General features: G+C 53.6%; 26 protein-coding genes, 1 tRNA gene and 1 other RNA gene. 12 read left to right on the top strand and 16 right to left on the bottom strand.

Annotation, left to right across the window (positions count from 1 at the left end; all coding sequences use genetic code 11):
* Positions 1 to 4: 4 nt before the first annotated feature.
* From AB8996_RS06575 to AB8996_RS06565, 3 genes are all read right to left on the bottom strand, one after another.
* Positions 5 to 1,228, bottom strand: a complete 1,224-nt coding sequence (locus AB8996_RS06575; RefSeq protein ID WP_369298176.1) for an LCP family protein — start codon at positions 1,226 to 1,228, stop codon at positions 5 to 7.
* Positions 1,229 to 1,297: 69 nt separating this feature from the next.
* Positions 1,298 to 1,732, bottom strand: coding sequence for a GtrA family protein (locus tag AB8996_RS06570; RefSeq protein ID WP_369298175.1), 435 nt, complete (start codon positions 1,730 to 1,732; stop codon positions 1,298 to 1,300).
* A 155-nt stretch (positions 1,733 to 1,887) separates the two neighbouring features.
* On the bottom strand, positions 1,888 to 2,397 hold the full coding sequence (locus AB8996_RS06565; protein ID WP_369298174.1) for a phosphohydrolase: 510 nt from the start codon (positions 2,395 to 2,397) through the stop codon (positions 1,888 to 1,890).
* A gap of 1,147 nt (positions 2,398 to 3,544) precedes the next feature.
* On the opposite strand from AB8996_RS06565, the gene AB8996_RS06560 reads away from it, so the two are divergent.
* Both AB8996_RS06560 and ssrS read left to right on the top strand, forming a co-directional pair.
* Entirely contained in the window at positions 3,545 to 3,844 is a 300-nt protein-coding gene (locus tag AB8996_RS06560; RefSeq protein WP_369298173.1) for a DUF1292 domain-containing protein, read from the top strand.
* 76 nt (positions 3,845 to 3,920) lie between these two features.
* Positions 3,921 to 4,124: non-coding RNA, 6S RNA (ssrS, locus tag AB8996_RS06555), on the top strand.
* 304 nt (positions 4,125 to 4,428) lie between these two features.
* On the opposite strand, the gene AB8996_RS06550 is transcribed toward ssrS, so the two are convergent.
* The gene (locus AB8996_RS06550; RefSeq protein ID WP_369298172.1) at positions 4,429 to 5,040 is read right to left on the bottom strand and encodes a DNA-3-methyladenine glycosylase; all 612 of its coding nucleotides are present in this window, start codon (positions 5,038 to 5,040) and stop codon (positions 4,429 to 4,431) included.
* Positions 5,041 to 5,166: 126 nt separating this feature from the next.
* On the opposite strand from AB8996_RS06550, the gene pepF reads away from it, so the two are divergent.
* Together pepF and AB8996_RS06540 are read left to right on the top strand one after the other, a co-directional pair.
* Positions 5,167 to 6,963, top strand: coding sequence for an oligoendopeptidase F (pepF, locus tag AB8996_RS06545; RefSeq protein WP_369298171.1), 1,797 nt, complete (start codon positions 5,167 to 5,169; stop codon positions 6,961 to 6,963).
* Between the two features lie 146 nt (positions 6,964 to 7,109).
* Entirely contained in the window at positions 7,110 to 8,009 is a 900-nt protein-coding gene (locus AB8996_RS06540) for a CPBP family intramembrane glutamic endopeptidase (RefSeq protein ID WP_369298170.1), read from the top strand.
* Positions 8,010 to 8,142: 133 nt separating this feature from the next.
* Here the strand turns inward: AB8996_RS06540 and tsf are convergent, their stop codons facing one another.
* The 3 genes from tsf to AB8996_RS06525 form a co-directional block, all read right to left on the bottom strand.
* Positions 8,143 to 9,057 carry a translation elongation factor Ts gene (gene tsf / locus AB8996_RS06535; RefSeq protein WP_369298169.1) on the bottom strand — a complete coding sequence of 305 codons (915 nt, stop codon included), beginning with the start codon at positions 9,055 to 9,057 and terminating at the stop codon, positions 8,143 to 8,145.
* A gap of 72 nt (positions 9,058 to 9,129) precedes the next feature.
* Positions 9,130 to 9,897, bottom strand: a complete 768-nt coding sequence (gene rpsB, locus AB8996_RS06530; protein ID WP_369298168.1) for a 30S ribosomal protein S2 — start codon at positions 9,895 to 9,897, stop codon at positions 9,130 to 9,132.
* Between the two features lie 174 nt (positions 9,898 to 10,071).
* A complete protein-coding gene (locus AB8996_RS06525) occupies positions 10,072 to 10,368 on the bottom strand; it encodes a YlmC/YmxH family sporulation protein (protein WP_369298167.1) in 297 nt (98 codons plus the stop codon).
* 108 nt (positions 10,369 to 10,476) lie between these two features.
* Here AB8996_RS06525 and AB8996_RS06520 point away from each other — a divergent pair, with 108 nt between their 5' ends.
* Both AB8996_RS06520 and AB8996_RS06515 read left to right on the top strand, forming a co-directional pair.
* Positions 10,477 to 11,010: an inorganic diphosphatase gene (locus AB8996_RS06520; protein WP_369298166.1), complete on the top strand. Its 534-nt coding sequence runs from the start codon at positions 10,477 to 10,479 to the stop codon at positions 11,008 to 11,010.
* Between the two features lie 65 nt (positions 11,011 to 11,075).
* Positions 11,076 to 11,888, top strand: coding sequence for a hypothetical protein (locus AB8996_RS06515; protein ID WP_369298165.1), 813 nt, complete (start codon positions 11,076 to 11,078; stop codon positions 11,886 to 11,888).
* A 40-nt stretch (positions 11,889 to 11,928) separates the two neighbouring features.
* Here AB8996_RS06515 and sigG read toward each other — a convergent pair whose 3' ends face one another.
* Positions 11,929 to 12,699, bottom strand: a complete 771-nt coding sequence (sigG, locus tag AB8996_RS06510) for an RNA polymerase sporulation sigma factor SigG (RefSeq protein WP_369298164.1) — start codon at positions 12,697 to 12,699, stop codon at positions 11,929 to 11,931.
* Between the two features lie 312 nt (positions 12,700 to 13,011).
* On the bottom strand, positions 13,012 to 13,509 hold the full coding sequence (locus AB8996_RS06505; RefSeq protein ID WP_369298163.1) for an SEC-C metal-binding domain-containing protein: 498 nt from the start codon (positions 13,507 to 13,509) through the stop codon (positions 13,012 to 13,014).
* A 173-nt stretch (positions 13,510 to 13,682) separates the two neighbouring features.
* Between AB8996_RS06505 and AB8996_RS06500 the strand changes: the two genes are divergently transcribed.
* Positions 13,683 to 15,035, top strand: coding sequence for a CCA tRNA nucleotidyltransferase (locus tag AB8996_RS06500; RefSeq protein ID WP_369298162.1), 1,353 nt, complete (start codon positions 13,683 to 13,685; stop codon positions 15,033 to 15,035).
* A 46-nt stretch (positions 15,036 to 15,081) separates the two neighbouring features.
* Here AB8996_RS06500 and AB8996_RS06495 read toward each other — a convergent pair whose 3' ends face one another.
* The 3 genes from AB8996_RS06495 to pduL form a co-directional block, all read right to left on the bottom strand.
* Positions 15,082 to 15,960: a helix-turn-helix domain-containing protein gene (locus AB8996_RS06495; protein WP_369298161.1), complete on the bottom strand. Its 879-nt coding sequence runs from the start codon at positions 15,958 to 15,960 to the stop codon at positions 15,082 to 15,084.
* 124 nt (positions 15,961 to 16,084) lie between these two features.
* Positions 16,085 to 16,870, bottom strand: a complete 786-nt coding sequence (locus tag AB8996_RS06490) for an endonuclease/exonuclease/phosphatase family protein (RefSeq protein WP_369298160.1) — start codon at positions 16,868 to 16,870, stop codon at positions 16,085 to 16,087.
* 3 nt (positions 16,871 to 16,873) lie between these two features.
* Complete coding sequence (gene pduL / locus AB8996_RS06485; RefSeq protein ID WP_369298159.1) at positions 16,874 to 17,440, bottom strand: phosphate propanoyltransferase; 567 nt, start codon at positions 17,438 to 17,440, stop codon at positions 16,874 to 16,876.
* A 191-nt stretch (positions 17,441 to 17,631) separates the two neighbouring features.
* Between pduL and AB8996_RS06480 the strand changes: the two genes are divergently transcribed.
* Positions 17,632 to 18,210, top strand: coding sequence for a uracil-DNA glycosylase family protein (locus AB8996_RS06480; RefSeq protein WP_369298158.1), 579 nt, complete (start codon positions 17,632 to 17,634; stop codon positions 18,208 to 18,210).
* A gap of 497 nt (positions 18,211 to 18,707) precedes the next feature.
* Here the strand turns inward: AB8996_RS06480 and AB8996_RS06475 are convergent, their stop codons facing one another.
* On the bottom strand, positions 18,708 to 19,718 hold the full coding sequence (locus AB8996_RS06475; protein WP_369298157.1) for a YbhN family protein: 1,011 nt from the start codon (positions 19,716 to 19,718) through the stop codon (positions 18,708 to 18,710).
* A gap of 177 nt (positions 19,719 to 19,895) precedes the next feature.
* Between AB8996_RS06475 and AB8996_RS06470 the strand changes: the two genes are divergently transcribed.
* Positions 19,896 to 20,390 carry an N-acetyltransferase family protein gene (locus AB8996_RS06470; RefSeq protein ID WP_369298156.1) on the top strand — a complete coding sequence of 165 codons (495 nt, stop codon included), beginning with the start codon at positions 19,896 to 19,898 and terminating at the stop codon, positions 20,388 to 20,390.
* Between the two features lie 40 nt (positions 20,391 to 20,430).
* On the opposite strand, the gene AB8996_RS06465 is transcribed toward AB8996_RS06470, so the two are convergent.
* Both AB8996_RS06465 and AB8996_RS06460 read right to left on the bottom strand, forming a co-directional pair.
* Positions 20,431 to 20,949 (bottom strand): spore maturation protein, encoded by a 519-nt coding sequence (locus tag AB8996_RS06465; RefSeq protein WP_369298155.1) that lies wholly within the window; start codon positions 20,947 to 20,949, stop codon positions 20,431 to 20,433.
* Positions 20,950 to 20,967: 18 nt separating this feature from the next.
* Positions 20,968 to 21,546: a nucleoside recognition domain-containing protein gene (locus AB8996_RS06460; protein WP_369298154.1), complete on the bottom strand. Its 579-nt coding sequence runs from the start codon at positions 21,544 to 21,546 to the stop codon at positions 20,968 to 20,970.
* Positions 21,547 to 21,639: 93 nt separating this feature from the next.
* On the opposite strand from AB8996_RS06460, the gene AB8996_RS06455 reads away from it, so the two are divergent.
* The 3 genes from AB8996_RS06455 to AB8996_RS06445 all read left to right on the top strand — a co-directional run bounded on the left by AB8996_RS06455 (position 21,640) and on the right by AB8996_RS06445 (position 23,957).
* Positions 21,640 to 23,016: a Sapep family Mn(2+)-dependent dipeptidase gene (locus AB8996_RS06455; RefSeq protein WP_369298153.1), complete on the top strand. Its 1,377-nt coding sequence runs from the start codon at positions 21,640 to 21,642 to the stop codon at positions 23,014 to 23,016.
* Between the two features lie 33 nt (positions 23,017 to 23,049).
* Positions 23,050 to 23,721 (top strand): phosphohydrolase, encoded by a 672-nt coding sequence (locus AB8996_RS06450; protein ID WP_369298152.1) that lies wholly within the window; start codon positions 23,050 to 23,052, stop codon positions 23,719 to 23,721.
* 149 nt (positions 23,722 to 23,870) lie between these two features.
* A tRNA-Leu gene (locus tag AB8996_RS06445) sits at positions 23,871 to 23,957 on the top strand.
* A gap of 165 nt (positions 23,958 to 24,122) precedes the next feature.
* Here the strand turns inward: AB8996_RS06445 and AB8996_RS06440 are convergent.
* Entirely contained in the window at positions 24,123 to 24,905 is a 783-nt protein-coding gene (locus AB8996_RS06440; protein ID WP_369298151.1) for a helix-turn-helix domain-containing protein, read from the bottom strand.
* Positions 24,906 to 25,013 lie beyond the last annotated feature (108 nt).

Genomic DNA, 25,013 nt, shown 5'->3' with positions numbered 1-25,013 from the left:
CCTGTCATTCCCCTGCGGCGTCACCCGCAGTATTTCCAAATTTTTCCCAATAGGGCGAGCTTTCTTCAAAAATAAAGCTGCTGATTCGTTCCGCCGCCGGAGCGACATCATAAATCAGGTAGTAGATATTATCCTCCGCCATACCGTCAAACAGGTCCGTTTCATAGGCGATATCCGGCACCCTGATGGATTCCACGGAAAAGCCCCCGGTGAGAATCGGGGTCAGCCCTACAATATCCTCCAAGCCAAGAGACGTTTCACAATAGGGCATCATTTCCCTGATAAGCCCCGGATAATCGGTAATGCCCATGTTCAAGAGCCTGTCGAGCAAAAGGCGGAAAATCGTTTGCTGCCGCTCCACACGGGCGTAATCGTTCCCCACCTCACGGATCCTGCCATACGCCACAGCCCGCGCACCATTTAAGTGGTAGGTGCCGCCGGCATACGCGCCGCCTTCGATATCCAGCGAACCGTCCGCATTGCGGAAATAATCCTCACGAAGGATCACGGGATATTCCTTTTCCTCGTAAGTGCCTTCTTCCTTATCCTCATCTATCTGATCCAAAACCTCCTGGGACAAAGACCAGAGATTTCGGTTGATTCCGCGCATTTCCTCGGCGGAAAGCTCCACGTCCACGCCGCCGAAGGCGTCTACGATAGCCGCCATATTGGCAAAATTTATGGTGACATAGTTTTCTATCCCCAAGCCAAAATTCTGATTCAGGGTGCGAATGGCAAGCTCGGGTCCGCCATAGGCATAGGCGGCGTTTATCTTGGTATCCCAGTTCATGTACTCCCCGGTGAGGGTCTCGCCCTCAATGGGGACCTTCGTGTCCCGGAGAATAGAGGTCATTTTCAGCTTCCTGTGCTTATTATCCACCGTCAGGATCATAATAACATCGGACTGCCCGGAAAAATCGTTATTTCGGGAATCCACCCCAAACAGGGCGATATTGGTCACGCTGTCGTCCATAATGGCGGTGGGAGAAATCCCCAGCTTTTCCGGGTCTTTCGTGATGGTGGCAGTGGTCAGCCCCTCCAGCAGGTCGGTGGCGATATAAATAAGAATGCCGCCTACGAGCAGCAAAAGGGCGCACACAACGATGACCGCCACCTTGACGGCGGAAATTTTTCCGTGGGATTTTTTCTGTTTCGGCCGCTCGCTGACGGAGGAATAGCTGGAAAGGTCCTCGAACTCCTGGCGACCCTTTCTTCTTGACCGAGCCATAGCTGCCGCCATCTCCTTTTTGCGGGACATCGTGACTTTACATAATTATACCCTATCCGGCGGTTTTCGTCAATCGGCAGTATTCTTTTCCGATCCTTTCCCGCTTTTGCGGAAAATGAAAAGTTTGCTGAGAACATAATTTACAATAATGATAATAACGTTTGAAAGCAGCTTCATCCATTTGTCATTGATGTGAAGCAGATCTACCCCCACATACATACAGCCGATATCCAGTACAAAGGAAGCCGCCCGGCAGCCGAAAAACTTCGCCATTTCCAGGGCGATCCCCCGAAAGCCGTGCACCCTGCTTTCAAACACCCAGATACGGTTGGTCACATAGGCAAACAGGATCGCCGCGATCTGGGCAAGGGCGGTGGACCAGAGGTAAGAAACGTGCAGCACGTCTACCAGCAGAGTGTACAGGCCCCAGTTCACCAAAGTGGTCAAGCCGCCGAAAAAAACATACAGGATAAGCTCTTTATATTTGACAAACAACGCTTTCACTGCAAGGATCGTCCTTTCCAAAAATTTCAATATCGTTGCTTAGTATAACGCAAACTACAGAAAAATTCAAGAAAAAGAAAAAAGCCCCGCAAAAGCGGAGCGTGGGCTCAACATTGGAACTGCTCCTCCGCCAAGCCGACTCTTCACAGTGTTTCTCAAAGCCCGGAAAGCACATTCCGGCGCAGGCTGCGGTACGGGTGCTTCCGGCAGAAAAATTCATAGACGGAACAGGCTTTATCCGCCAGAGAGACCAGAACGGATTCCCGGTAACGGGGCGGTCTGGGCGTCAAGGGAAACATATGCTTCTCAATAATGTCCCGCTCGATCCCGGTAAGCTCTACCTCCCGCCCGGCATTTTCCAGCGCGACAGCCGGGTGCTTCGACCAGTGCCCTTTGCGGGCTGGGTCGCCGTCCTGCGCGTCATAGAAAAAATAGTCGTGGAGCAAAGCGCCGCGGATCAGGTCTTCAGCGTGGAAGGTAAGACGGCTCAGCTGGGCAAGGCGATAGCTGTAATAGGCGACCGCCGCGCTGTGAAGCAGCCGGGAGGTGGTTCCATGCTGGGGAAATTGGGCGATCTGCTGCAAATTGGAAACAGCGGAAAGCTCCCGATAATATTTTTGGAAAAGGGCGGCGCGGAAAAGCCGCTTTTCAGAATGACGTTTCATCGTGGTTCCTTTCTTTATGGCGCGGATCATACTGGAAACAGCTTATTCAGGCTTCCTGCTTTTTAGGCGTGTTCCCAAAGACAGAAGGCATACATCTCAAAGCCGAGCTTTATGGGAAGCTTTTGTACAGTGACCTTGTCAGAGCATGCTTTTAGTATATCAAAAAGCCGCACGCCGCACAAGGGCTTTCCGCTGGGAATTACTGGCTGGAAACAGCTTTCCGTTTTTCTATTTTTGCCATGCAAAAAGGAACCCCGGGTAAGACACAAAAGAGCTTTCGGTTTCCCGAAAGCTCTTGAAGTCATTTTTAGTTGCGATTGCGAACTATATATTAAGTTTTATCTGAAAAAGCTCGGTTCTGAATGCGTAGTACATTGGTTTTCTCTCCACGTTCCGGCACATCTGTGTTACCCGACCTGTCCCGCTTGTGATCCGCCTGAGGCGGAATGCTTTTGCGAAGCTTGAAAAATGCGGCGTCACTGTAAGCCCGTGCCTGTTTGAGTTCCAAAGTTCTGTGTTGGCTTCAGAAACATGTACCTCTTTCTGTTGTATTTATCCGCGGACCACGAGCCCACGGACACTGTTCTGCTGTGCTTCTGTACTCTCCATTGGACTCATCCGCCTTTCCCACAATGATTTCATCTTTCGCAGCGACTTCAAATCTTGCTTTTTCTTCTCAAATTCCCTTCCCAACCGTTTTCATCCGAACCCTTTCGGCTACTTCCGGCTCTGCGAATATGATGTGTGAAGAACCCGGTTCAGACTTTTCCTTTCAGTTCAATCCTGAACTTTTTTGTCCTCTTCCTTTCTCTTCGTCTTTATTATACAGTGTAGTTTTCGCTTTGTCAATAGTTTTTTTCCAGAAAATAAAAAATTTTTATGATTTTTTCTAAACTGCTCTCTATTGGGGCTTTTTACCGGAGGATCCACGCTGCAACGCCTGTTTTCCAGAGTAGAATCGGTGTTTTCGGGCAAGATAACAGGGCGGTTCTCAATGAAAGAGAAAAGCGCGTTTTCACAGGCAGGACTTTTTCCCTCTGGAAAAAGCGTTCCCGGTTTTTTCTTGACTTTCCCTCAAAAAGTCAGTACAATAGAATCACAATAAGACGCAGAGGGCGCAGCGCGTCTTCGGAAAGGGGCGCACAACATGGATCACGAATATGAAGCCGACCTTTTGACTCTGATCGACGATGAAGGTCAGGAGCACGAATTTGAAATTATTGATGAGCTGGTACAGGACGAGGGGCATTACATGGCACTGGTTCCCACCCAGCAGAACCCGGAGGAAATTTCCTCCGACGCCGGCACCTATTATATCTTTGAGGTGATCGAGGAGGACGGCGAGGAGCAGCTGCAGGAAGTGGACGATGACGAGCTGCTTGATGAGCTGGCAGAAATTTTCGAGTCCCGCTTTAACGAAGCGTTTTACGAGGATTCGGAAGAATAAGCGGCTTTTTGCGGCTGGAAAAACCTGGACGGTTTTTTTCTTAAACTACGTCAAATTATAGAAATAACAGCGGCTTTTCTGCCTGCCTGATTCGCGGACTGTGCACAAATAACCCTACACTCAAATCTCAGGGAGTCCCGCTCCGTGTGCGGATTGCAGACCTCCCGGCTCCGGCTTTGACCGGGGTTGGACGAAGGGAGCGTGAACCACATGGGAGGACACCCACCTGCTTTTTTGTAGCAGGTTATTGAGACGCACATTACGGTCAGGCGGGTATTTTATTTTATCGAAAAGGCTGATCCTCTCAAAAGCTGTACTGGACAGGCGGCGCGCGGGATTTCCAGTGGGATTCCACCAGTGCACTGTGAGGGAAAACGCCTTGTGATACTGCCCAGCACTCTGCAAGCCCGGATATCGGCGCATGGGGCAAAGGAAAAATTAAGGACGGAGCACAACGCAAGCACGGCGTTTCTCTCTCCCCCAAGGAGAACAGAAACGCCGTGCTTTCATATTTTCACGCTGTCTTTGTGTGACGATACACCTCTCGCTGTGGGAGAATCGGGACGGAAAAAGCGGAGGAGGTCTCAGCAATAGAACCTCCAAAGGAAATCCCTTGCTTCCTCGGCGTAGTCGATGCCGATGCGCTTGCTGACCTTGATTTCCCGCGGGCTGCTGTCCAATGGGAAATCTGGCAGACCCGCTTCCGAAAGCTTTTCGCAGACCTCCAGCTCCGGGGAGCCGTAAGGCAGGGCGTTCAGGGCGCGGTCAATGTTCAGGGCGGCGCAGAGCTTTCCGGGACCGTTCATAAAATTTTTCCGCTGGTAGTCTGTCATCTCCCCTGCCCCACACCCGAAACGGTTCTGTGCCAGAATATCCACTCCGTACCTTGGCTCTGCCCCACGGATCAGCACCGCCGCCGGTTCGCCCTCCGGCTCTGTCACCAGGTTCAGGCAGTAGTACATTCCGTATATGAGATAGACATAAGCAGTGCCGGGGGAAGAAAACAGCGGTTTCGTTCTCTCGGTTCTGCGGTACTGGTAGGCATGGCAGGCTTTGTCCATGCGCCCAATATAGGCTTCCGTCTCCGTAATGCGCGCCGCCAGGGTGACGCCATTATAGTGGCGGATCAAATATTTCCCTATCAACTCTCTGGCGACCTGCACCGTATCCCGGGCAAAAAAGCTCTGTGGCAGCATGGGACCCACCCCTTTCTTTCTTCTATTATAACCAATTCCGCGGGATTTGCAAAAATTGACATCTGACCCTCAGAATGGTAGAATTTGACTTGGAATTTGATTTTGCACTGGAGAGGAGCATTTTATATGGCACTGGCAAAAAGAAAAGACGTTCCCGTGGAACTCACTTGGGATTTGTCCGCGATCTACCCCACGGAGGAAGCGTGGCAACAGGACGTGGAAAAGCTGAAAACGCTGGCGGCGGAGCTGGAAACCTGCAAGGGGACGCTCTGCACGCCGGAAGCGGTCAACCGCTGTCTCGACAAACTGCGGGCGCTGTACGAAATTTTGATCCCCGTCGTAAATTACCGGGACCTGGCGGCTTCCGTGGATTACAGTGACGGGGCGCTGCAGGAGGAAAGCGAAAAAATCTCCCGGCTGGCGTCGGAAATTTCCAGCAGGCTGAGCTTTATCGACAGCGAGCTGCTGGAGCAAAGCGAAGCTGTACTGGAAAGCTCCATAAATTCCGGCGGCGGGAACAGCGGCTATTTGAAGGACGTACTCCGGCAAAAGCCCCATCAGCTGCAGCCGGAAACGGAGCGGGTGCTGGCTTCCCTGTCCCCCACCTTTAACACGCCCTATCAGGTCTACAATATGGCAAAGCTGGCGGATATGAATTTCCCGTCCTTTACGGCGGAGGGAAAGGAATTTCCGCTGGGCTATTCCCTTTACGAAGACGACTACGAATACGACGCCCGCACACAGGTGCGCCGGAACGCCTTTACCGCTTTTTATCAGAAGCTGCGGGAATATGAAAACGTCACCGCCGCCGCCTATCAAAGCCAGGTACAGACGGAAAAGACCATGGCGACCGCAAGGGGATTTTCCTCCGTGTTCGACAGCCTGCTGTTCGGGCAGAAGGTCACCCGGGAAATGTATGATCGGCAGATCGACCTGATTATGGAAAAGCTTGCGCCCCATATGCGGAAATATGCCCGGCTGCTGCAAAAAATCCACAAGCTGGACAAGATGACCTATGCCGATTTGAAGCTCGCGGTGGACCCGGAATACGACCCCAAGGTGACCATTGCGGAATCCAGGGAGTATATCGAAAAAGGGCTTTCCGTCATGGGCGCGGACTATCAGGAAATGGTGCGCACAGCATACCGGGAGCGCTGGGTGGACTTTGCCCAGAACCAGGGAAAATCTACCGGCGGCTTCTGCGCCAGCCCCTACGGCAGCCATTCCTTCATTTTATTGACCTGGCACGACAGAATGTCCGACGTGTTTACCCTGGCGCACGAGCTGGGGCACGCGGGGCATTTCAAGTCCTGCAACCATACCCAGTCTGTGTTCGACACGGAGGTGTCCACCTATTTTGTGGAAGCGCCCTCCACCATGAACGAGCTGCTGATGGGGCACTATATGCTGAAAACCAACCCCGACAAGCGCTTCCGCCGCTGGGTGCTGAGCTGTATGATCGGCAACACCTACTACCACAATTTTGTCACTCATCTGCTGGAAGCCGCCTATCAGCGGGAGGTGTATAAAATCGTGGACGCCGGGGGCAGCGTGCAGGCGGAAACCCTGAACCGCATTATGCGGGAGACCCTGGAAAAGTTCTGGGGGGACGCCGTGGAGCTGCCGGAGGGCTCGGAGCTGACCTGGATGCGCCAGCCCCATTACTACATGGGTCTGTACTCTTACACTTACAGCGCCGGGCTGACCGTGGCAACACAGGCTTGCAAGCGCATTGAGGCAGAGGGTGAGCCTGCTGTGGAGGACTGGAAGCGCGTTCTCGCCGCCGGAAGCACCAAAACGCCTATGGAGCTGGCACAGCTTGCCGGCGTGGACATTTCCACCGACGCCCCCCTGCTGGATACCATTGAGACCATCGGCGGCATGATCGAGGAAATCTGCCAGCTGACAGAAGAAATCGGGTAAAAAATCAAAAATCCCGGGAAGCCTGTGTACTTTCCGGGATTTTTGATAGCACCGACTCTATCAAGCATCGCGCTGCGGCGATACCGGCAATCAAAAGCGCTTTGAAAGACCGCCCTGCTGTACTGCAAAACAGAAAACGCAATGCTATGGAAAGCCCTGCCGGGACAAAAGCAGCGTTCGTGAAAGGAGAACTGATGGAAAAGAATATCAAGGAACGGCCTATCCTGAGCTGTGCGATCATATTTGCTCTATGCGGGTCTGCCAGACTGGCAGAATATTTTGTAATAAGAACAGACGAAACTGTCCTCGCAGAAAATTTCCTGCATAAGGTTTTTGGGATCGTACTTTTAGCGATCATTCTGCATTTACTACATAGCAGCTGGCAAAGCATCGGCTTTACCGGGGATAAGATATTATCCGGCGCTGCAAAAGGGCTTCTATTGGGAGGCGGCTGCTTTATCGCTGCTTATTCCATAGAATGCCTTATCCTTTATTGCATCAACGGAAACGTATCCCTTGCCTTTTACATCAGCGGTTTTTCTCTAAGCGGAGAAACAGTAAAACACAACAGCCCCCTCTTTTTCTTATTATGTATTGCATTCAATATGATAAACGTTTGGATGGAGGAGGGTGTGTTCCGCGGATTATTTATGAAAATCCTTTCCGGGAAATTATCCTTTATCCATGCTGCGCTCTTGATTGCTTTTCTGTTCGGGATCTGGCATTGGGTCATGCCTTTCAGAGATTATCTGGACGGAAACGCTTCGCTTGCCAACCTGCTTGCAATGGGGATCGGATATATCCTGTTGTCTGGGCTTATGAGCATAAAATGGTCGCTTCTATATCAGATGACAGGTTCATTGTGGGTGGGGCTTGGCGACCATTTGTTCAACAATGTTGTCGTGACGAATTTGCTGCACGTGATCTCCAACGGCGAAGCGGACTCCATGCAAATCGTCAGAATCATACTTGGGCAGCTGCTGTCTCTGTTCGTTGTGATACTATATGATAAAAAATCGAATCAGGCAAAACGGATAAACCAATGAGATAAAAGCAGGTCCAGCTTACAGGAAAACAGCAGACCTTCCCTCCCGCACCGGGAAAAATATTTTGTGGACGACAAACAACGCCCTGCGGATTTCTCCGCAGGGCGTTGTTTCATGCTGTCAAATGATTGGCTTACTTCACCAGGCTGGCGATCTCCTCGGCGAAATTATCCTCGCGCTTCTCCAAGCCCTCGCCCTTTTCAAAGCGGGTATAGGCGGTGATCTTGATGGAACCGCCCAGCTCCTGGGCAACGCTGTCGGTGTACTGCTGGACAGTCATTTTGCTGTCCTGCACATACTGCTGATCGACCAGGCAGATTTCCTTGAAGAACTTGCTGAGACGACCGGCAACGATCTTTTCCGCGATGTTGGCAGGCTTGCCCTCGTCCACGATCTGCTGGGTGAGGATCTCCTTTTCCTTTTCCTTGCGCTCAGCAGGAACGGCAGCCTCGTCCAGGAACTCAGGATTCAGGGCGGCGATCTGCATTGCCACATTGTGGGCATAGGTCTTGAAGCCCTCGGTCGCAGCGATCTCATCGGTGGTGTCGAACTTCACGATGACGCCGATACGTCCGCCGCCGTGGACATAAGAAGTCACAGCGCCTTCAAAGCGGTCAAAACGGCGAATCTTGATGTTCTCACCGATGGTGAGGATCTTTTCCTTCAGCAGAGCGTCCACCGTCTGCTCAGAGCCCTCAGCCTTGCACTGGAGCAGAGCTTCCACGTCGGCGGGATTCTGATGAATGATGGTGTCGGCACAGATCTTGACAAAGGTCTGGAACTCAGCGTTCTTTGCCACAAAGTCGGTCTCAGCGTTGACCTCGATGACAACGGCAACCTTGCCGCATTCACTGGTGGTGGCAAAGGCAACGCCCTCGGCGGCGATACGACCCGCCTTCTTCACAGCGGCGGCAAGCCCCTTCTCCCGGAGAAAGTCAACCGCCTTATCCATGTCGCCGTTGGACTCGGTCAGGGCTTTTTTACAATCCATCATGCCGCACCCGGTCTTCTCGCGCAGAGCGGCAACGTCCTTCGCAGTAAAATTCATACGATATTCAATCCTTTCCCCCGGCGGCAGCCGCCGGGGCCTAATTTTTCATGAGAATCTGGTGCTTCCGGATCACTCCTGCTCAGGAGCTTCCCCGGTTTCGACCTCGGCTGCTTCGCCTTCGTCTTCCCCGTCGTCACGGGCAGCGGCGCCCATCTGACCTTCTCTGCCCTCGATGATGGCGTCAGCCATGGCGCCGGCGATCAGCTTCACAGCGCGGATAGCGTCGTCGTTGCCGGGGATCACATAGTCGATCTCATCGGGGTCGCAGTTGGTGTCCACGATAGCAACGATCGGGATATGCAGCTTGCGGGCTTCCGCCACGGCAATACGCTCCTTGCGGGGATCGACGATGAACAGAGCGCCGGGGAATTCCTTCATATCCTTGATGCCGCCCAGATACTTTTCCAGCTTCTCGATTTCCAGCTGAAGCTGTGCGACTTCCTTCTTGGGCAGCAGCTCAAAGGTGCCGTCCTCTTCCATTTTGCGCAGCTGCGCCAAACGCTGAATGCGCTTGCGAATGGTGGTGAAATTGGTCAGCATACCGCCCAGCCAGCGGGCGTTCACATAATAAGCGTCCGCGCGGAGAGCCTCTTCCTTTACAGACTCCTGCGCCTGCTTCTTGGTGCCAACGAACAGCACGCTCTTGCCCTCGGTGGACAGGTCGCGCACAAAGTTGTACGCTTCTTCCAGCTTTTTCACGGTCTTCTGCAGGTCAATGATATAGATACCATTGCGCTCGGTGAAGATGTACGGAGCCATTTTGGGGTTCCATCTTCTCGTCTGGTGGCCAAAGTGGACGCCAGCCTCCAGAAGCTGTTTCATAGATACGACTGCCATGTTTGAAAACCTCCTTGGTTTTTCCTCCAGCCTGCCGTTTATTTCAATTCGCCTGTGGCGTGAGAGGCAGACTGTGCGTATTTTGCTGGAATATTATAGCACGCCTTTTTGGAAGAATCAAGGTTTTTTTCGCTTTTTTCTCTACCCTTTCCGCAATTTGAAGCGCTTCGTTCTCTAAAGAGAGATTTTATCCAGCAATTTTGCGAAAACGCCGGATTTTTTCTCGAGCTCCGGTCTGTGGTAATTTACCAGCATGGTGTCGTCGCCGATCAGAGAAATATCTTTCCACGGGATCACGAAATCCGGCTCCCTGCCCAAAAGCCCGAAGAGCCGCAGCCTGCCGTACACCACTACCGCGGTCAGCTCCGCCGTTTGGGTATCCAGCTCGATATCGGAAACAAAGCCGATCCTTGCGCCGTCCTTCACGTTGATGATCTCCTTGTTCCGCAAATCTCCCATTCGACAGTTCATGAAAACCGCCTCCTTTCCTCATATAGCAACTGTATGTTTGATTTGATTTTTTATCCCTGAAATGGTATACTTGCGGCAAGGCAAATGTTTGGAAAGGATGAAAGCAGCATGAATATCTGGCACGACATTTCTCCAAAGCGGATCAATCGGGACGATTTTTTCGCGGTCATTGAAATCACAAAGGGCGGCAAGGCAAAGTACGAGCTGGACAAGGAGGTCGGGCTTTTGCGGCTGGACCGGGTGCTGTACACCTCCACCCATTACCCGGCAAATTATGGCTTTATCCCCCGCACCTATGCCAGCGACGGTGATCCGCTGGACGTGCTGGTGCTCTGCTCGGAAAATATCCTGCCCATGTCCCTGGTGCGGTGCTACCCCATCGGGGTCATCATCATGGACGACGGCGGCAAAAAGGACGAAAAGATCATCGCGATCCCCTTTGACGACCCCACCTACAACAGCTATCGGGATATCAAAGAGCTGCCGGACCATATTTTTGAGGAAATGCAGCATTTCTTCTCGGTATACAAGCAGCTGGAGGGTGGAAAAACAACGGACATCAGCGAGGTGAAGGGTCCTGAGGACGCAAAGGACGTGATCTCCTCCTGCCTGGAACGGTACTTGAACGATTTCTGCCGTTGAAATTTTCATTTAGGTGAGTGTTTTTTCCCGCTTCGTTGTATAAAAGGAAAAAGGAGGACACTGCAATGAAGATTTTGAAAACAGTATACACGCTTGTATTGGCGCTGGCGCTTCTTATCACTATGGCAGCCTGCGGAAACAATGGTCTCCCTGCCGGAAACGGGAGCGGCACTGGCAGTGTGCCGCGAAGCGCCGGATCCCAAGCCGGTTCGGAAAGCTCCCAGCCTGCAAAAACCCCTGCCGCTATGGATATGAAAATCTGCACGGTAAACGGCAGCAGCGTCCGGGGCGTGGGGCTTTCGGAAGCATATTCCGAGGTCTACGATTTCTCCTGTGCGCCGGAACAGCTCAGCGGCGCTGAAGCTCCTCTGCCCGGCATGGTGGTGGAAATTGGCTTTGACGGGACCGTCCTGGAAACCTGGCCCGCCCAGATCCATGCGGATACCGTCACCTTCAAGGAACAGCAGACGGACTATTTTTCTCTCTATTACCAGATTCTGGAGGATATTCTGAAGGAGGACGATGGTCTCAACGGAGACGTATCCAAATTTGGATTTGATCTTACGGAGGTTTCCGCACTCAGCGAAAGTGAGAAGCAGCTGTTAGCCTTTGAATTTTCCTCAGCCCACGGGGTCGAATCCCTGCAGGGCACGCTCCGGGAGCTGATGGACGAGGGGTACATCGACGAAGAAAACCTCTATTGGGAGGACGGCTTACATTTCACCATCGAAGAAAAAGAGGTCAAAAGCGGTAAAGTTACCTATTCCGTCCAAAAATGGCGGAGCGGCTTGGGCGTCGCCGGTTATTCCAACACAGCTTCACTGGACAAAAACGGACAATGGGTCTTTGCGGAAATCACCGATATGTGGATTTCCTGACAAACAGACGGGGCGAATGATTTTCGCCCCGTCTGTTTTATTACCGTATCTCTTTTTTGATCTTCCCCAGCGCGCCCTTTTCCAGCCGGGAGACCTGCGCCTGGGAAATGCCGATTTCCCCTGCCACCTCCATCTGGGTCTTGCCGTCTAAAAAGCGCATGGAAAGAATGTTGCGTTCCCGGTCGCTCAAATTCCGGATCGCCTGCTTGATGGCGATTTCCTCCAGCCAGTCCCCGTCGTCGCTGCCGTCCCCAACCTGATCCATGATATAAATGGTATCGCCGCCGTCGGAGAACACCGGCTCGTACAGGGAAACAGGCTCTACAATGGCTTCCAGCGCCACGACCACGTCCTCCCGGCGCATTTCCAGCTTCTCGGCGATCTCCTCGATGGTCGGCTCCTGTCCCCGTTCGGCGGTGAGGCGCTCCTTGCACTGGATCGCCTTATAAGCCGTGTCGCGCATGGAGCGGCTGACCCGCACGGAATTGTTGTCCCGCAGGAAGCGGCGCACCTCGCCAATGATCATGGGCACGCCGTAGGTGGAGAACTGCACTCCCTGCGTCACGTCGAAATGGTCGATGGCTTTGATGAGCCCGATACAGCCCACCTGAAACAGGTCGTCCGGGTTTTCCCCCCGGTTGCCGAACCGCTGAATGACGCTTAAAACCAGCCGGAGATTGCCATTTATCAGCTTCTCCCGGGCTTCCATATCTCCCTCATGGCTTTTTACCAGAAGCTCCCGCATCTCGTCGCTTTTCAGCACCTTGAGACGGGAAGTGTTCACGCCGCAAATTTCAACCTTGCCCTGCATACAAACACCTCCGTAAATTTTCTTACGAAGGTATTCTTTGCATATTTCAGATAGTTTAATCGCCCCGCTTCCATTTGGAAACAGGGCGACATGGGGCTTTATTGAGAAAAATAATATAGTGCGCCGCGCTGAAATTATTTTTGCGTTGCTTTCCAAAGCGGGTCAGGAACCGCGTGTTATGCGTCTCTGCCGCAGCACTTCTTGTATTTCTTTCCGTGGGCGGAAAGGCTACCGCCGACCTGCGTTATGCGTCCCTGCCACAGCATTTCTTGTACTTTTTTCCGCGGGCGGAAAGGCTTCCACCGACCTGCGTTATGCGTCCCTGCCGCAGCATTTCTTGTACTTTTTTCCGCTTCCGCAAGGGCAGGGGTCGTTTCTGCCGATCTTCTTCCCCTTGACCACGGTTTTGGAGCGCTTCTGCTCCTTATAAAGCTCTTTCCGGCGGTCCTCGGGGATCAGCTCGTCCCATTCAGGCAGATTGTAGAGCCATTCTGCCTTGGCCTCCACCATATTCTTATAGAGCAGCTCCTTGTCGTAGTTCAGGTTGACTTCGCTGTCCTCTTCGATTTCTTCCAGCGGATTTTTCTCCTTCAGGCTGTCGTTTACACCGTCCAGAAAGCCCACCATCGTCATAACGTCCACGCCGTATTTTTCCGCAAAGCCCTTTACCGTGTTCTTTCTGGGCTTGCTTTTCAGAATCTTCTTGTAAATTTCCGTTTCCGCGTCAAAATATTCTTTCCAGAATTTTTGACCGTCCTTCCCCTGCTGCTGTTCCTCCGCGTACTTGCGCCATTGCTCCAACAAAGCCATGACCTGTCACCCCTCGTTCAAATTTTTCTGTCTTGCCGCCAGAATTTTACCATCTTTTCCCCTGTCTGTCAACGAATCCAGCCGCCGAAATTGGCTTTTTTCTTGAAAAAAGCCGAAAAGAATGATATGTTACTGTTAGTAAGAAAAATTTTTCAGAAAGGGGGGCTCGAAACATGCAGGGAAAGCTTGCCGTCACGCCGCCGGAATATGCTGTGCGGGCGGTGCGCTGTCTGGAAGCGGCGGGCTGGGAAGCCTGGTTCGTGGGCGGCTGCGTGAGAGACTCCCTTTTGGAGCTTTCCCCCGGCGACTGGGACGTCACCACCAACGCGCCCCCAGGTGCGATTTTGAAATGCTGTTCCGGCTTCCGCTGCATTGAGACCGGCATTCAGCACGGCACCGTGACGGTCCTGATCGATGGCAGCCCGGTGGAGATCACCACCTATCGCAGTGACGGCGTGTATCTTGACCACCGCCACCCGGAAAAGGTGGAATTTTCCCGGCGGCTGGAAGACGATCTCTCCCGGCGGGATTTTACCGTAAACGCTATGGCGTACCACCCGGCGCGCGGGCTGGTGGACAAATTCGGCGGGCTTGCCGACCTGCAAAATAAGAAGCTGCGCTGTGTGGGAGACGCGGACAGGCGGTTCTCCGAGGACGCGCTACGGATCCTGCGCTGTCTGCGGTTCGCGTCAAAGCTCGACTTTTTGCCGGAAGCGGGCACTGCGGAAGCCTTGCAGAGAAAAAAGACGCTGCTGCTGGAAATTTCCCATGAGCGGGCAAAAGCAGAGCTGGAAAAGCTGCTGCTGGGAGGCGGCGCGGAAAAAATCCTGCGACAATACAGCGGCGTGATCTTTACCGTGCTGCCGGAGCTTGCGCCGATGAAAGGCTGCGCCCAGGAAACGCCCTACCACTGCTATGACGTGTGGGAGCATACCCTCCACGCGGTGGGAACGGTCCCCCCTGACCCTGTCCTGCGCTGGGCGGCGCTGTTCCATGACAGCGGGAAGCCGGCGGTAAAGACACTGTCAGCCGACGGCGCCGCCCACTTTTACGGGCACGGTCAAAAAAGCGTGGAGCTGGCGGAAGCCTGCTGCGAACGGCTGCGGTTTTCCAACAGGGAGCGGAAAGCTGTCTGTGCTTTGATCGCCCGCCACGGCGAGGTGCTGCCCATTTCGGAAAAGCGCATGAAACGGCTGCTGGGGCAATTGGGCGAAGCGCAGCTGTTCCGGCTGCTGGAGCTGATAAACGCCGATGTTTCGGCGCAGTCCCCGGCAATTCGGGCGGAGCGGCTGGAGCTTCTGCAACAGGCAAGCGCGCTGGCAGAGGAAATCCTGCGCGCCGGCGAATGCCTAACTCTGCGGGATTTGGCGGTAAACGGCAGCGACCTGCTGGAGCTGGGTGTCCCGAAAGGTCCGGCGCTGGGTCACATCTTACAAGAGCTTTTGGACGGCGTATTGGCAGGGACGCTGCCCAATGAACGGGAATCCCTGCTGGGGGAAGCCGGAAAACTGTCAAAACAGCAATAAATATCCCGGCTGTCTGTGTGTGCAGCCGGGATCGTTTTTTATGCTTTTACAGCTTTTTTACAGGCAGCCAGATGGCGGAGCGGCAGTCGGGGCTGCTGCTGTCGTCCTCGGAATACCATTCTACGGTGCAGTCCATAGCGGTGCAATATTCCGTATTGCCGGGCAGCCATTCCTGAAAAATTTGGGCGTTTCGCGCCTGCAGCGCGCCGGGCAGAGGTCCGCAGCAGGGGAACTTTGCCCAGGCAAGCGCCGGAAATCGGTACAGCTCCATGCCCTCCGGCACTTCTCCTCCCCGGTACCGCCCGGCGATCAGATAGCGGAATGTTCCGGGGGCGCAATTTTCGTCGATACAGACGCCGAACTCCCCAATGCCGTGCCGCAGCACCGCTTCCAACTGAGGGGCTTCCGAACCGCCGGCGGAAAAGTACCGGGCGTTAAATTCGTCCCAAAAGCCGGGCACCTCCGCATAGCCGCTGTCAAAGGAGAATTCCCGGGAAATGCCGATGACGGTAAAAGCTTCTTCCTCTTCTATCGTGTATTCCAGCGCTTCCCCACCTACCACGGACACCGCGATCTTCAGGGGCAGGAAGGGCTTTATCTTCCGGGGGTCTCGGCGGACCTGGGTGGGGGTGGCGCCATGGAACCGCACAAAGGCTTTAGTAAAGCTTTCCGGCGTTTCAAAGCCGTAGCGGTACGCCACGTCGATGACCTTTTCCCCCTTCTGCGCCAGGTCCAGCGCGGCAAGGTACAGGCGGCGGCAGCGAAGATATTTCGCCACGGAATATCCCGTGACCACCTCGAAGCCCTTTTGCAGATAGAATGGTGACAAGTGCACATGGGCTGCCACGTCCTCCGCCGTAATCGCGTCTTCCATATGGCTTTCCATGTAGCTGATCGCGGACCGCAGGGTCTCCGTCCATTCCATAGGCTTCCCTCCTTTTCTTTGTCAGAATAGCCCAAAATAAAAAATAACTCCTGTCTTTTTCCGCTTTCTTTTGTCCGAAAAAAAGAGCGGGTGCGGGAGGTGCCGCACTCGCTGCTTTACAAGCTTAAAAAGCCAGATATGCCCCCACCGGGTAATGGTCGGAAAGATACTGACCGTTTTGCTCGTCCGTTGCCTTGACGGTCTTTTTCGGGTCACAGGGCAGGTTCGTAAAGATATAGTCGATCTTCATCTGCTCCGCCGGGTTCTGGGGCTCAAAATTGTGAAAGGTGTCCCCCACCCCGGCGGTCACGTCCACAAGGGGCTTCCCACAGCCGGAGAAGCCCTGCACCGAACGGTACACCGGGCTTTCCGGGACAACGTTAAAGTCCCCGGTGAGGATAACGGGCGCCTGCCACCGGGCATAGTCCGCCGCCATGCGGTTCAGCACCAGGGAAATGCCCTGTGCCTGCGCCATAGCGCCCTCGTGGTCAAGGTGGGTGTTGTAGTGGCGCAGCAGCTTTCCCGTTTCCTTATGGCAAAGCGTGATGCAGGTGCAGATACGGGGGCAAAGGCTCTGGTCGGTAGAGAACCTGCTTCCCGGCACATAGGGTGTATCGGACAGCCAGAAGGTGTCAAGAGAAACCAGGTCAAACAGGCTGCGGCGGTAGGCGATCACATTGCTTTCTCCGTCCAGCGCCGCTTCCCGCCCGGTGCCGCAGACCTCATATTCCGGGAAAGCCTCCATCAGCCACTGGCGCATATGGGGCTCGGTCTCCTGAAAGCCTATTAAATCAGCCTGATATGCCGGGAACCGGGCACGGATAAAGTCCCGGCGGTTCTGGAAGGAGTTGATCCCGTCCTCTGGCACGTCGGTGCGCAGGTTGTAGGTAAAGACAGTGAGGGTCGCCATAGGTTACAGAATGATCTCGCCGTCCACAGTGCCGGGCAGGGCGGCTGCGTTGGATTCGTCGGTATCCACGTGCATTGCCAGCGCGTAAGAGGGGCTGACACGGCACACCACATCGCCGTACACCAGGCTTCTGCCATTATACTCTACCTTGACGGATACGATCTGCTTATCGGAAACGCCGGCTTTGGCAGCATCGTCCGGGCTGAAATGAATGTGGCGCTTGGCGGCGATCACGCCTTTTTGCAGCTCCAGCTCTCCGGCAGGTCCTCTCAGAATGCAGCCGGGGGTGCCCTCCAGGTCGCCGGATTCCCGAATGGGGGCGGTCACGCCCAGCTTGCGGGCGTCGGTGAGGGAAATTTCCACCTGGGTCTCTTTCCGGGTGGGTCCCAGAATGGACATGGACATGGAGCCCTTGGGTCCTACCACCTCCACCTTTTCGGCACAGGCGAACTGCCCGGGCTGGGACAGATCCTTCTTATTGGTCAGGGTCGCGCCCTTGCCGAACAGGGTCCCCAGATCGGCGTCGGAAACATGGACATGATGGGCAGATGTTTCTACCATGACTTTCATCGCAAATTCCTCCTAAAAATTCATTCAGGGAACCACTGATCCCATGGAAGCGTGCAGAGGGTCCATCAGTGATTCTGCAATTTTCGCATTTTTATTGTACTACTTGCCGAAAAAAATTTCAACTGTCTTTCGTTGCGTTTTCCAAAGGACTTTGCTATACTGGACAAAAGACGATATTTTGGGGGTCTACCATGATAGATAACTGGGAAACGCTTCGGGAAAGCTGCTTGGAATGCAGAAAATGCGGGCTGTGCGAAACGCGGCACAACGTGGTGTTCGGCGTGGGGAACCCGCAGGCGAAGGTGCTGTTTGTGGGAGAAGGTCCGGGAGAAAACGAAGATTTACAGGGCGAGCCTTTTGTGGGCAGGGGCGGACAGCTGCTGGACAAGTTCCTCGCCGCCGTAGATTTGGACCGAAAGAAAAACATCTATATCGCCAACATTGTAAAATGCCGCCCGCCTAAAAACCGGGACCCGCTGCCGGAGGAGCAGGAAGCCTGTATCGGCTGGCTGCGGAACCAGTTTGCGCTGCTGCGCCCAAAAATCATTGTCTGTCTCGGTCGGGTCGCCGGCATGAAAATGATAAAGCCCGATCTGAAAATCACGAAAGAGCACGGCATTTTCTTTGAAAAGGGCGGCGTGCTGATGATGCCTACCCTCCACCCCGCCGCGCTGCTGCGCAACTCCAACCAGAAGCCCGCCGCTTTCGAGGACTTTTTGAAGCTGCGGGAAAAGATCGATGAGTTAGGGCTGGATATTGCGAAAGAATAATCCTTTATAAGAGGTCAGGTTAAAAAAGTGGTTGACACACCGGGGAGAAGCGAGTATACTAAAGACAGAAAAGAGCTTGCCGATAGACGGTTTGGCTCAAGAGATTATTTCTATATGTCTATAGAAACCGTCACTTTGCCGAGTGGCGGTTTCTGCTTTTTACAGTGATCGTCACAGTCAAGAAAAGAATGTGAAAGGTCAATGTAACAGGCATGGAAACACCCCCTTTTTAGGTGGTGTAGCCAAAACCGCCTACCGTGATATGGCAAGCTCCTGCGTCTTTCGACGCAACTCTATCATATCACGGGGAAAAGTCATTTACAAGGGTAAACCGAAAAAGCGGTTAACACCGCCGAAAAAAACAGCCGCTTTCGAGGACTTTTTGAAGCTGTGGGAAAAGATCGACGAGCTGGGGTGCGATATTAGTCGTTAGTCGTTAGTCGTGAGTAGTTAGTTGTTAAACAAGAGCAGCAGGGCGAAATATCGCCCTGCTGTTTTCAGATTTCCCTATTTTCTTTTTTTTGCTTTTTTCCGTACAGGAACTGATCCGCTACCACCAGCAGCGCGCCGACAATCACCACCAGATAGTAGGTAAAGAACCGCCAGACCATCACGGCGGAATAGAGATCGTCCTTGGCAAAATAATTGCGGAAGAAGGCGGAAAAGCCTATTTCCTGTGCGCCGGAGGCGCCGGGCATGGGCATAAAGGACACGGAAACCTGCAACAGGCTTTGTACGGCGAAAACCTCCCAATAGCTGATACTCCTGTATCCAAAGGCAAGGAAAACAAAATAGATCACGCTCATTTGCAGCAGGAACTGGGGAATGGAGAGCAATACGCCCCACAGGACGCTGCGCTTGTTTTCTCGGAAGGTTTCCCGGTAGCTGCCGAAATCCGTTTCAAATTTGTCGATAGAGTCCAGCAGATGAAAGTGGTTCCGCAGGAACTTAAAACGGTTCACCAGCCACTTGGCAAAGCGGCAGATGGTATGGAGCACAGGCTTGATGAACAGGCAGGGAAAAAAGATGATGGAGCCGCCATTTATGATAAGCCCCAGAATGATAAGCGGAATGATGCCTGGGTTGTCCACGGTCAGCTTGCCGTACATGCAGAGGAAGCTCACCAGCGAGCAAAGGAAAAACGCGCACTGGAAGCAGAAGAATTTTACGATCAGCACGGCGGTGGAAACGCCAACGGGGATTTTGTCCCGCCGAAGGTATGCCGCCTGCATGGGCTGTCCCCCGGTGGAGCTGGGGGTGATGTAGGAATAGTAGATACCGATGATCCCGATTTTCATGGCGCTGCCGATTTTCATGGGGATATTCTGGCTGCGCATGAGCAGGCAGATGATACCACCCTCGAACAGGAAATAGATCACGGTAATCACCACGGCGAGGATCAGGAAGCCGGGGATCAGGTTGGAAATGGTGCGGAACACATTGCCGAATTCCTGATTGCAGATACCGAAAATGATAAGCGCGATTATCGTTGCAAAAATATATAGCATTCCCCATGGAATCTTCCGCTTTTTGCGGAGGGGGTTCCCCGTGGGGCAGGTCTCCTGCTGTCTGTTTTCGTCTGTCAAAGCACATCGCTCCATTACAATGTTGTAATTGGTATTCTACCACGCTCTATGCTAGAATGCAAATAGGGAAATCTTACGGTTTTATAAAGGAGCGGTCTCATGCCAATCGAAGCTGTGGAACAGCCGGAATTTCTGGTGGTCTCCCCCACCCTGCGGCTGCACAAATATTACGGCGTTTTTGATTTTGCCCTGCCCTGGTACCGGGACCCGGTGGTCCTGAAAATGTCTGAGGGGGCTGAAGCAAAGCCCTACACGCTGGAAAATCTCAAGCGTATGTACACCTATCTGGACGCTCATGGAGAGCTGTACTGGATCGAAGAACTGCAAAACGGGGAGTTTGTCCCCATCGGCGACGTGACTATGTGGCAGGGGGACCTGCCCATCGCCCTGGGGTCTCCCGATGTCAGAGGACGGGGGATCGGCAAGGCTGTGCTGCAAAGGCTGATCCAGCGGGCAAGGGAGCTGGGCTGGTCCCATTTGCAGGTGCAAAATATTTTCAGCTACAACACCGTTTCCCAAAGGCTGTTTCTTTCCTGCGGCTTTCAGGAAGCTGGGAAAACAGAAACCGGCGCAGGCTACCGGCTGGAGCTTTGAAAAAATTGAGGAAGCCTCAAGGGCTTCCTTTTTTGTGGGATTATCCGAAGAGCTTTACGGTAAGCACGGCGAAGACCAGGGCGGCGCAATCTCCCAGCAGGGCGGCGGGAACGGTATAGCGCAGCTTTTTGTAGTGGCAGGCGCCAAAGTACACGGCGATCGCATAGAAAGTGGTTTCCGTGGAGGAAGCCAGCACGGAAGCAATGCGCCCGGTTTCGCTGTCCGCGCCGAACTGCTGCAAAATGGACAGCGTATAGGCGGAAGAACCGCTGCCGGAGATGGGACGCAGTATGGCAAGGGGAAGGATTTCCGGGGAAATTCCCACCGCGCGGGTCAAAGGCTCCGCCAGAGAACAGAGAATGTCCAGCAGCCCGGAAGCCCGCACCATGGACACCGCGACGATAAGCCCGATCAGGGTGGGCAAAATACGGAAGGACGAGGATATTCCCTCCTTTGCCCCCTCCAAAAAGCTGTCGAACACGTCCACATTTTTTAAGAAGCCGTACAAGACGATCACGCCGATGATGACCGGCATGGCTGCCGCGCCTACCTGCGCCATGTGCCCCTCCCCCTTTCGTCAGTTCAGGCTGCGGCGCTCTGCCAGCTTGCAGAACAGCACGCAGGTCAAAAGGGACAGCAAGGACGTGATCCATATCTCCGGCAGAATGGCAAAGGGCTCCGCGCTGCCGCAGGAGCTGCGCATTGCCGCCATATTGATGGGCAGAAGCTGGATAGAAGCCGTATTGAACACCACAAAGAGGATCATGCCCTTTGTGGGCGTGTCTCCCCTGTTTTTCTTTGCCATGGCGCTGACTGCCGCCAGTCCCAGCGGAGTGGCGGCGTTGCCCAGACCCAGGAAATTGGCGGACAGGTTCATGCACATTTTGCCTTTGATCTCCGGGTCATCCCGATATTCGGGGAAAAGGCGGTCGATCACAGGGGAAAAGGCGCTGGCAAGAAGATCGGTCAGCCCGCTTTTTTCCGCAATGCGTAAAAAGCCCAGCCAGGCGCACATGCTGCCCAGCAGAAAAACCGTCAGCTCCACGGCGTCCCCCGCGCCGCCCATGACAGCCGTGGAAAGGCTGCCCAGGTTCCCGGTGCAGGCGGCACAGATAACGCTGGCAAGTATCATACCGAACCAAATCGCGTTTAACATGGATTTCCCCTTTCCCCGGCTTTTGCTTGACTTTACAGCCGAAAAAGAATACTATAAGTAAATGTGAAATCGCGAAAACAGGAGGCGTTTTTGATGTTGTTTGGAGAAAAAATTCTGGACTACTGGGACGACATTTTGAAGGACCTGGGCACGCTGGTGGCGGTTCCCTCCGTGGCGGGAAAAGCCACAAACGGGCACCCCTTCGGCGACGAGTGCGCCAGAGCGCTGGACACGGTGCTTTCCATGGCTGAGGGCTATGGGCTGAAAACAAAAAATACCGATTACTACGCGGGGCACGCCGAATACGGCGAGGGCGAGGGCAACGCCGTGGTCATGGCGCACGTGGACGTGGTGCCTGCCGGAGAAGGCTGGTCTACCGATCCCTTTACCCTTGTCATTGACGGCAACCATGCCTATGGCCGCGGCGTTTCCGACGACAAAGGCGCCGCCATCGTAGCGCTGCACTGCCTGCGGGCGCTGAAGGACGCCGGGGTCAAGGGAAACCGGAAGCTGCGGGTGATCTTCGGCTCCGGCGAAGAGGTGGGCATGGGTGATATCCCCCACTATTTTGAAAGCGAACAGCTGCCCGACATGGGCTTTACGCCCGATTCCGGCTACGGGATCTGCCACTGCGAAAAAGGCATTATTAATTTGAAGATCACGGGCAGGAACGATTCCGAGCTTATCAAAAGCTTTGCCGCCGGAACGGTGACCAACGCCGTTCCCTCCAAGGCGGAATGTGAGATTTCCTGTTCTAAGGAAGAAGCGGAAAAGCTGGCGGCTGCCGCAAAAAAAGCGGAGACGGAAATCGACGTGACCGTTACGGCAGACGGCGCGAAGCTTCTGGCAAAAGGAAAGGCTGCCCACGCGGCTGCTCCCTCCGGCGGCTGCAATGCCGCCGCCCATCTCATAAAGCTGCTGAGCCAGGTGTTCGGCACAGAGCGGCTGGGGACATTCTTCCGCTTCATTCAGGAAAAAATCGGGCTGACCTATGACGGCAGCCTTCTCCACGTGGATATGAGCGACGAGCCCAGCGGCGCGCTGACCTTTAACCTCGGTCTGGTTCACGCGGACGGACAGAAGTGCAGCCTTGTGGTGGATATCCGCTATCCTGCCACGAAGCAGGGCGCTGTGGTTTCCGACACGATCCAGAAGGCTGCGGAGGAATATGGGCTGACCTATACCCTGCTGTCCGACGCCGCGCCGCTGTACCTGCCCAAGGAAAGCGAGCTTATCACCCTGCTTTCCGGCGCGTACAGGGACGTGACCGGCGAGGAATGCAGCATCTTTTCCATGGGCGGCGGCACCTATGCCCGGCAGATGCATGGCAAGGGCGTTGCCTTTGGTCCCGGCTTTCCCGGCGAGGACAGCCACGCGCACGATGTAAACGAAAACATTGATCTGGAGCAGTTCAAAATCCACGCGAAGATCTGTCTGGAATCCATGTACAGAATGCTGACGGCGGAATAACGCCCCATTACCATAAAAAAAGGAGTTGCTTCATTGGACTATCAAAGGCTCACCGCAGAAGAAATTTTCGCAAACAGGGAAGTTCTCTGCTATATCGAGCAGGGCAACGACTGTCTGGAAGCCATCGGCTTCACAGAGCACGGGCTTGCCCACGCCAAGCGCAGCGGCGACACCGCCCGGCATATCCTGACCTCGCTGAATTATCCCGCCCGGACCTGCGAACTGGCAGCGATTGCCGGGTATCTCCACGATATCGGGAACACGGTGAACCGCGCGGACCACGCCCACAGCGGCGCGTTGATGGCGTTCACCCTGCTGAATAAGCTTTCCATGCCCCCGGAGGAGATCGGGCTGATCTGCTCCGCCATCGGGCACCACGATGAAAAGACGGCGTATCCCGTCAACCCGGTAGCGGCGGCGCTGATCCTCTCCGACAAAAGCGATGTGCGCCGCACTAGGGTGCGGAAAAATGCCGTGCTGACCGCAGACATTCACGACAGGGTCAATTATGCCGTGGAAAACACCCGGTTGGAGATCGACCGGGAGAAAAAGGTCTGTCTATTTAATATTACCATCGCCACGGAGATATGCCCCGTTATGGAATACTTCGAGATATTTCTGGACCGCATGGTCCTCTGCCGGAAGGCGGCGCAGGTGCTGGGGCTGCAATTTGAGCTGGTCATCAACAACACCCGGCTGCTATGATGATTTTGTGAAGAAAGTCTACGGCTTTTTCCCGAAACGCCCCTCTTTTTCGCTTTTCCCGAAAAGCGCCACGTCCAAAAATCGAAGAAGAAAAGTCTTGATTTTTTTCCCGCTATGAGATATAATTACTTCTGCTGTACCATGCACTTGCCGGTGTGATGGAATTGGCAGACGTAGTGGACTCAAAATCCACCGGTAGCGATACCGTGCCGGTTCAAGTCCGGCCACCGGCACCAAGGGAGAACGGAGTAGCCTAAAAGGCTACTCCGTTCTCCCTTGTCTGTTGCGGTCGGATAGGAGTTTGCGCGCCCTTTGCAAACTCCGGGAAAGCTGCCGAGCAGAACGAGACAGCTTTGTAATCATAGAGTCACTATCTTGCTCATTTTGTAAAACTCATTTGCTTATAAAAAAATATTGATGATTTCTTTTGCCCACAAAAGGTAAGTCGGAACAATAGTATCAAGCGATTGCTTTACAGTGGTAATATCCTGTGCGGAAAGCTCGCCGATTTTCTGAAATACGCTTCCTGCAGCTTCTGTATCGCCTATAGCAATCATCGCTCTAGCATTGTCACCAAGGGCAAAATATTTTCCAATGGATAACGCACCGACAGAAAAATCTCCGATTGCGATTGCACCGATAGAAATAATACCCAAGCTGATTGCCCCTGTCACAAATACACCGATTGAAAAACATCCTGCGGACAAAAGTCCAAGGGCAAACATACCGATTGAGAGCAAGCCAATCGAAAACATACCGAGAGATAACACTCCTATGGATAGCATACCGAGGGAAACAATTCCTTTTGCTTTTAGTCCGACTGCAATTACTCCACGGGCATTTAAGCCAACAGCAATAAAGCCCATTGCGTTCCTGCCAATATGCCATAGGGGCATACCCCATACTGTTTTTTCACTTTTTCTTTCACGCAGGCGCCTTCTGAAAAATAGGATTTCTTCATTGGGTTGATTTTTGCGGTCTGTTTCTTCTGTGTCTTTGAGCAGATAATCCAACGAGCAGTCAAATAACTCGCTCATTCGTATTAGTTTGTCAGTTTCGGGATATGTAATGTTGCTTTCCCATTTGCTGATTGCCTGCCTAGATACTCCGAGAATGTCAGCAAGCTGCTCCTGCGTGTAATTGTTTTCCTTTCGTAGTTTTGATAATTTACCGCCTAATGTCATAGTGCGTCCTCCAATCTGAATATTCTATTCGTATTTATGATACCTTTTTGATGTCTAAAAAGCCACCATCATTGAGGTTCTAAATGTAAACTACAGGTTGCATTGTCT

It is taken from the genome of uncultured Neglectibacter sp. (assembly GCA_937958185.1).
Classification (GTDB): Bacteria; Bacillota; Clostridia; order Oscillospirales; family Acutalibacteraceae; genus Acutalibacter.
Note: the sequence above shows the minus strand (reverse complement) of the source record. Positions and strands in the feature narration are given on the sequence as shown.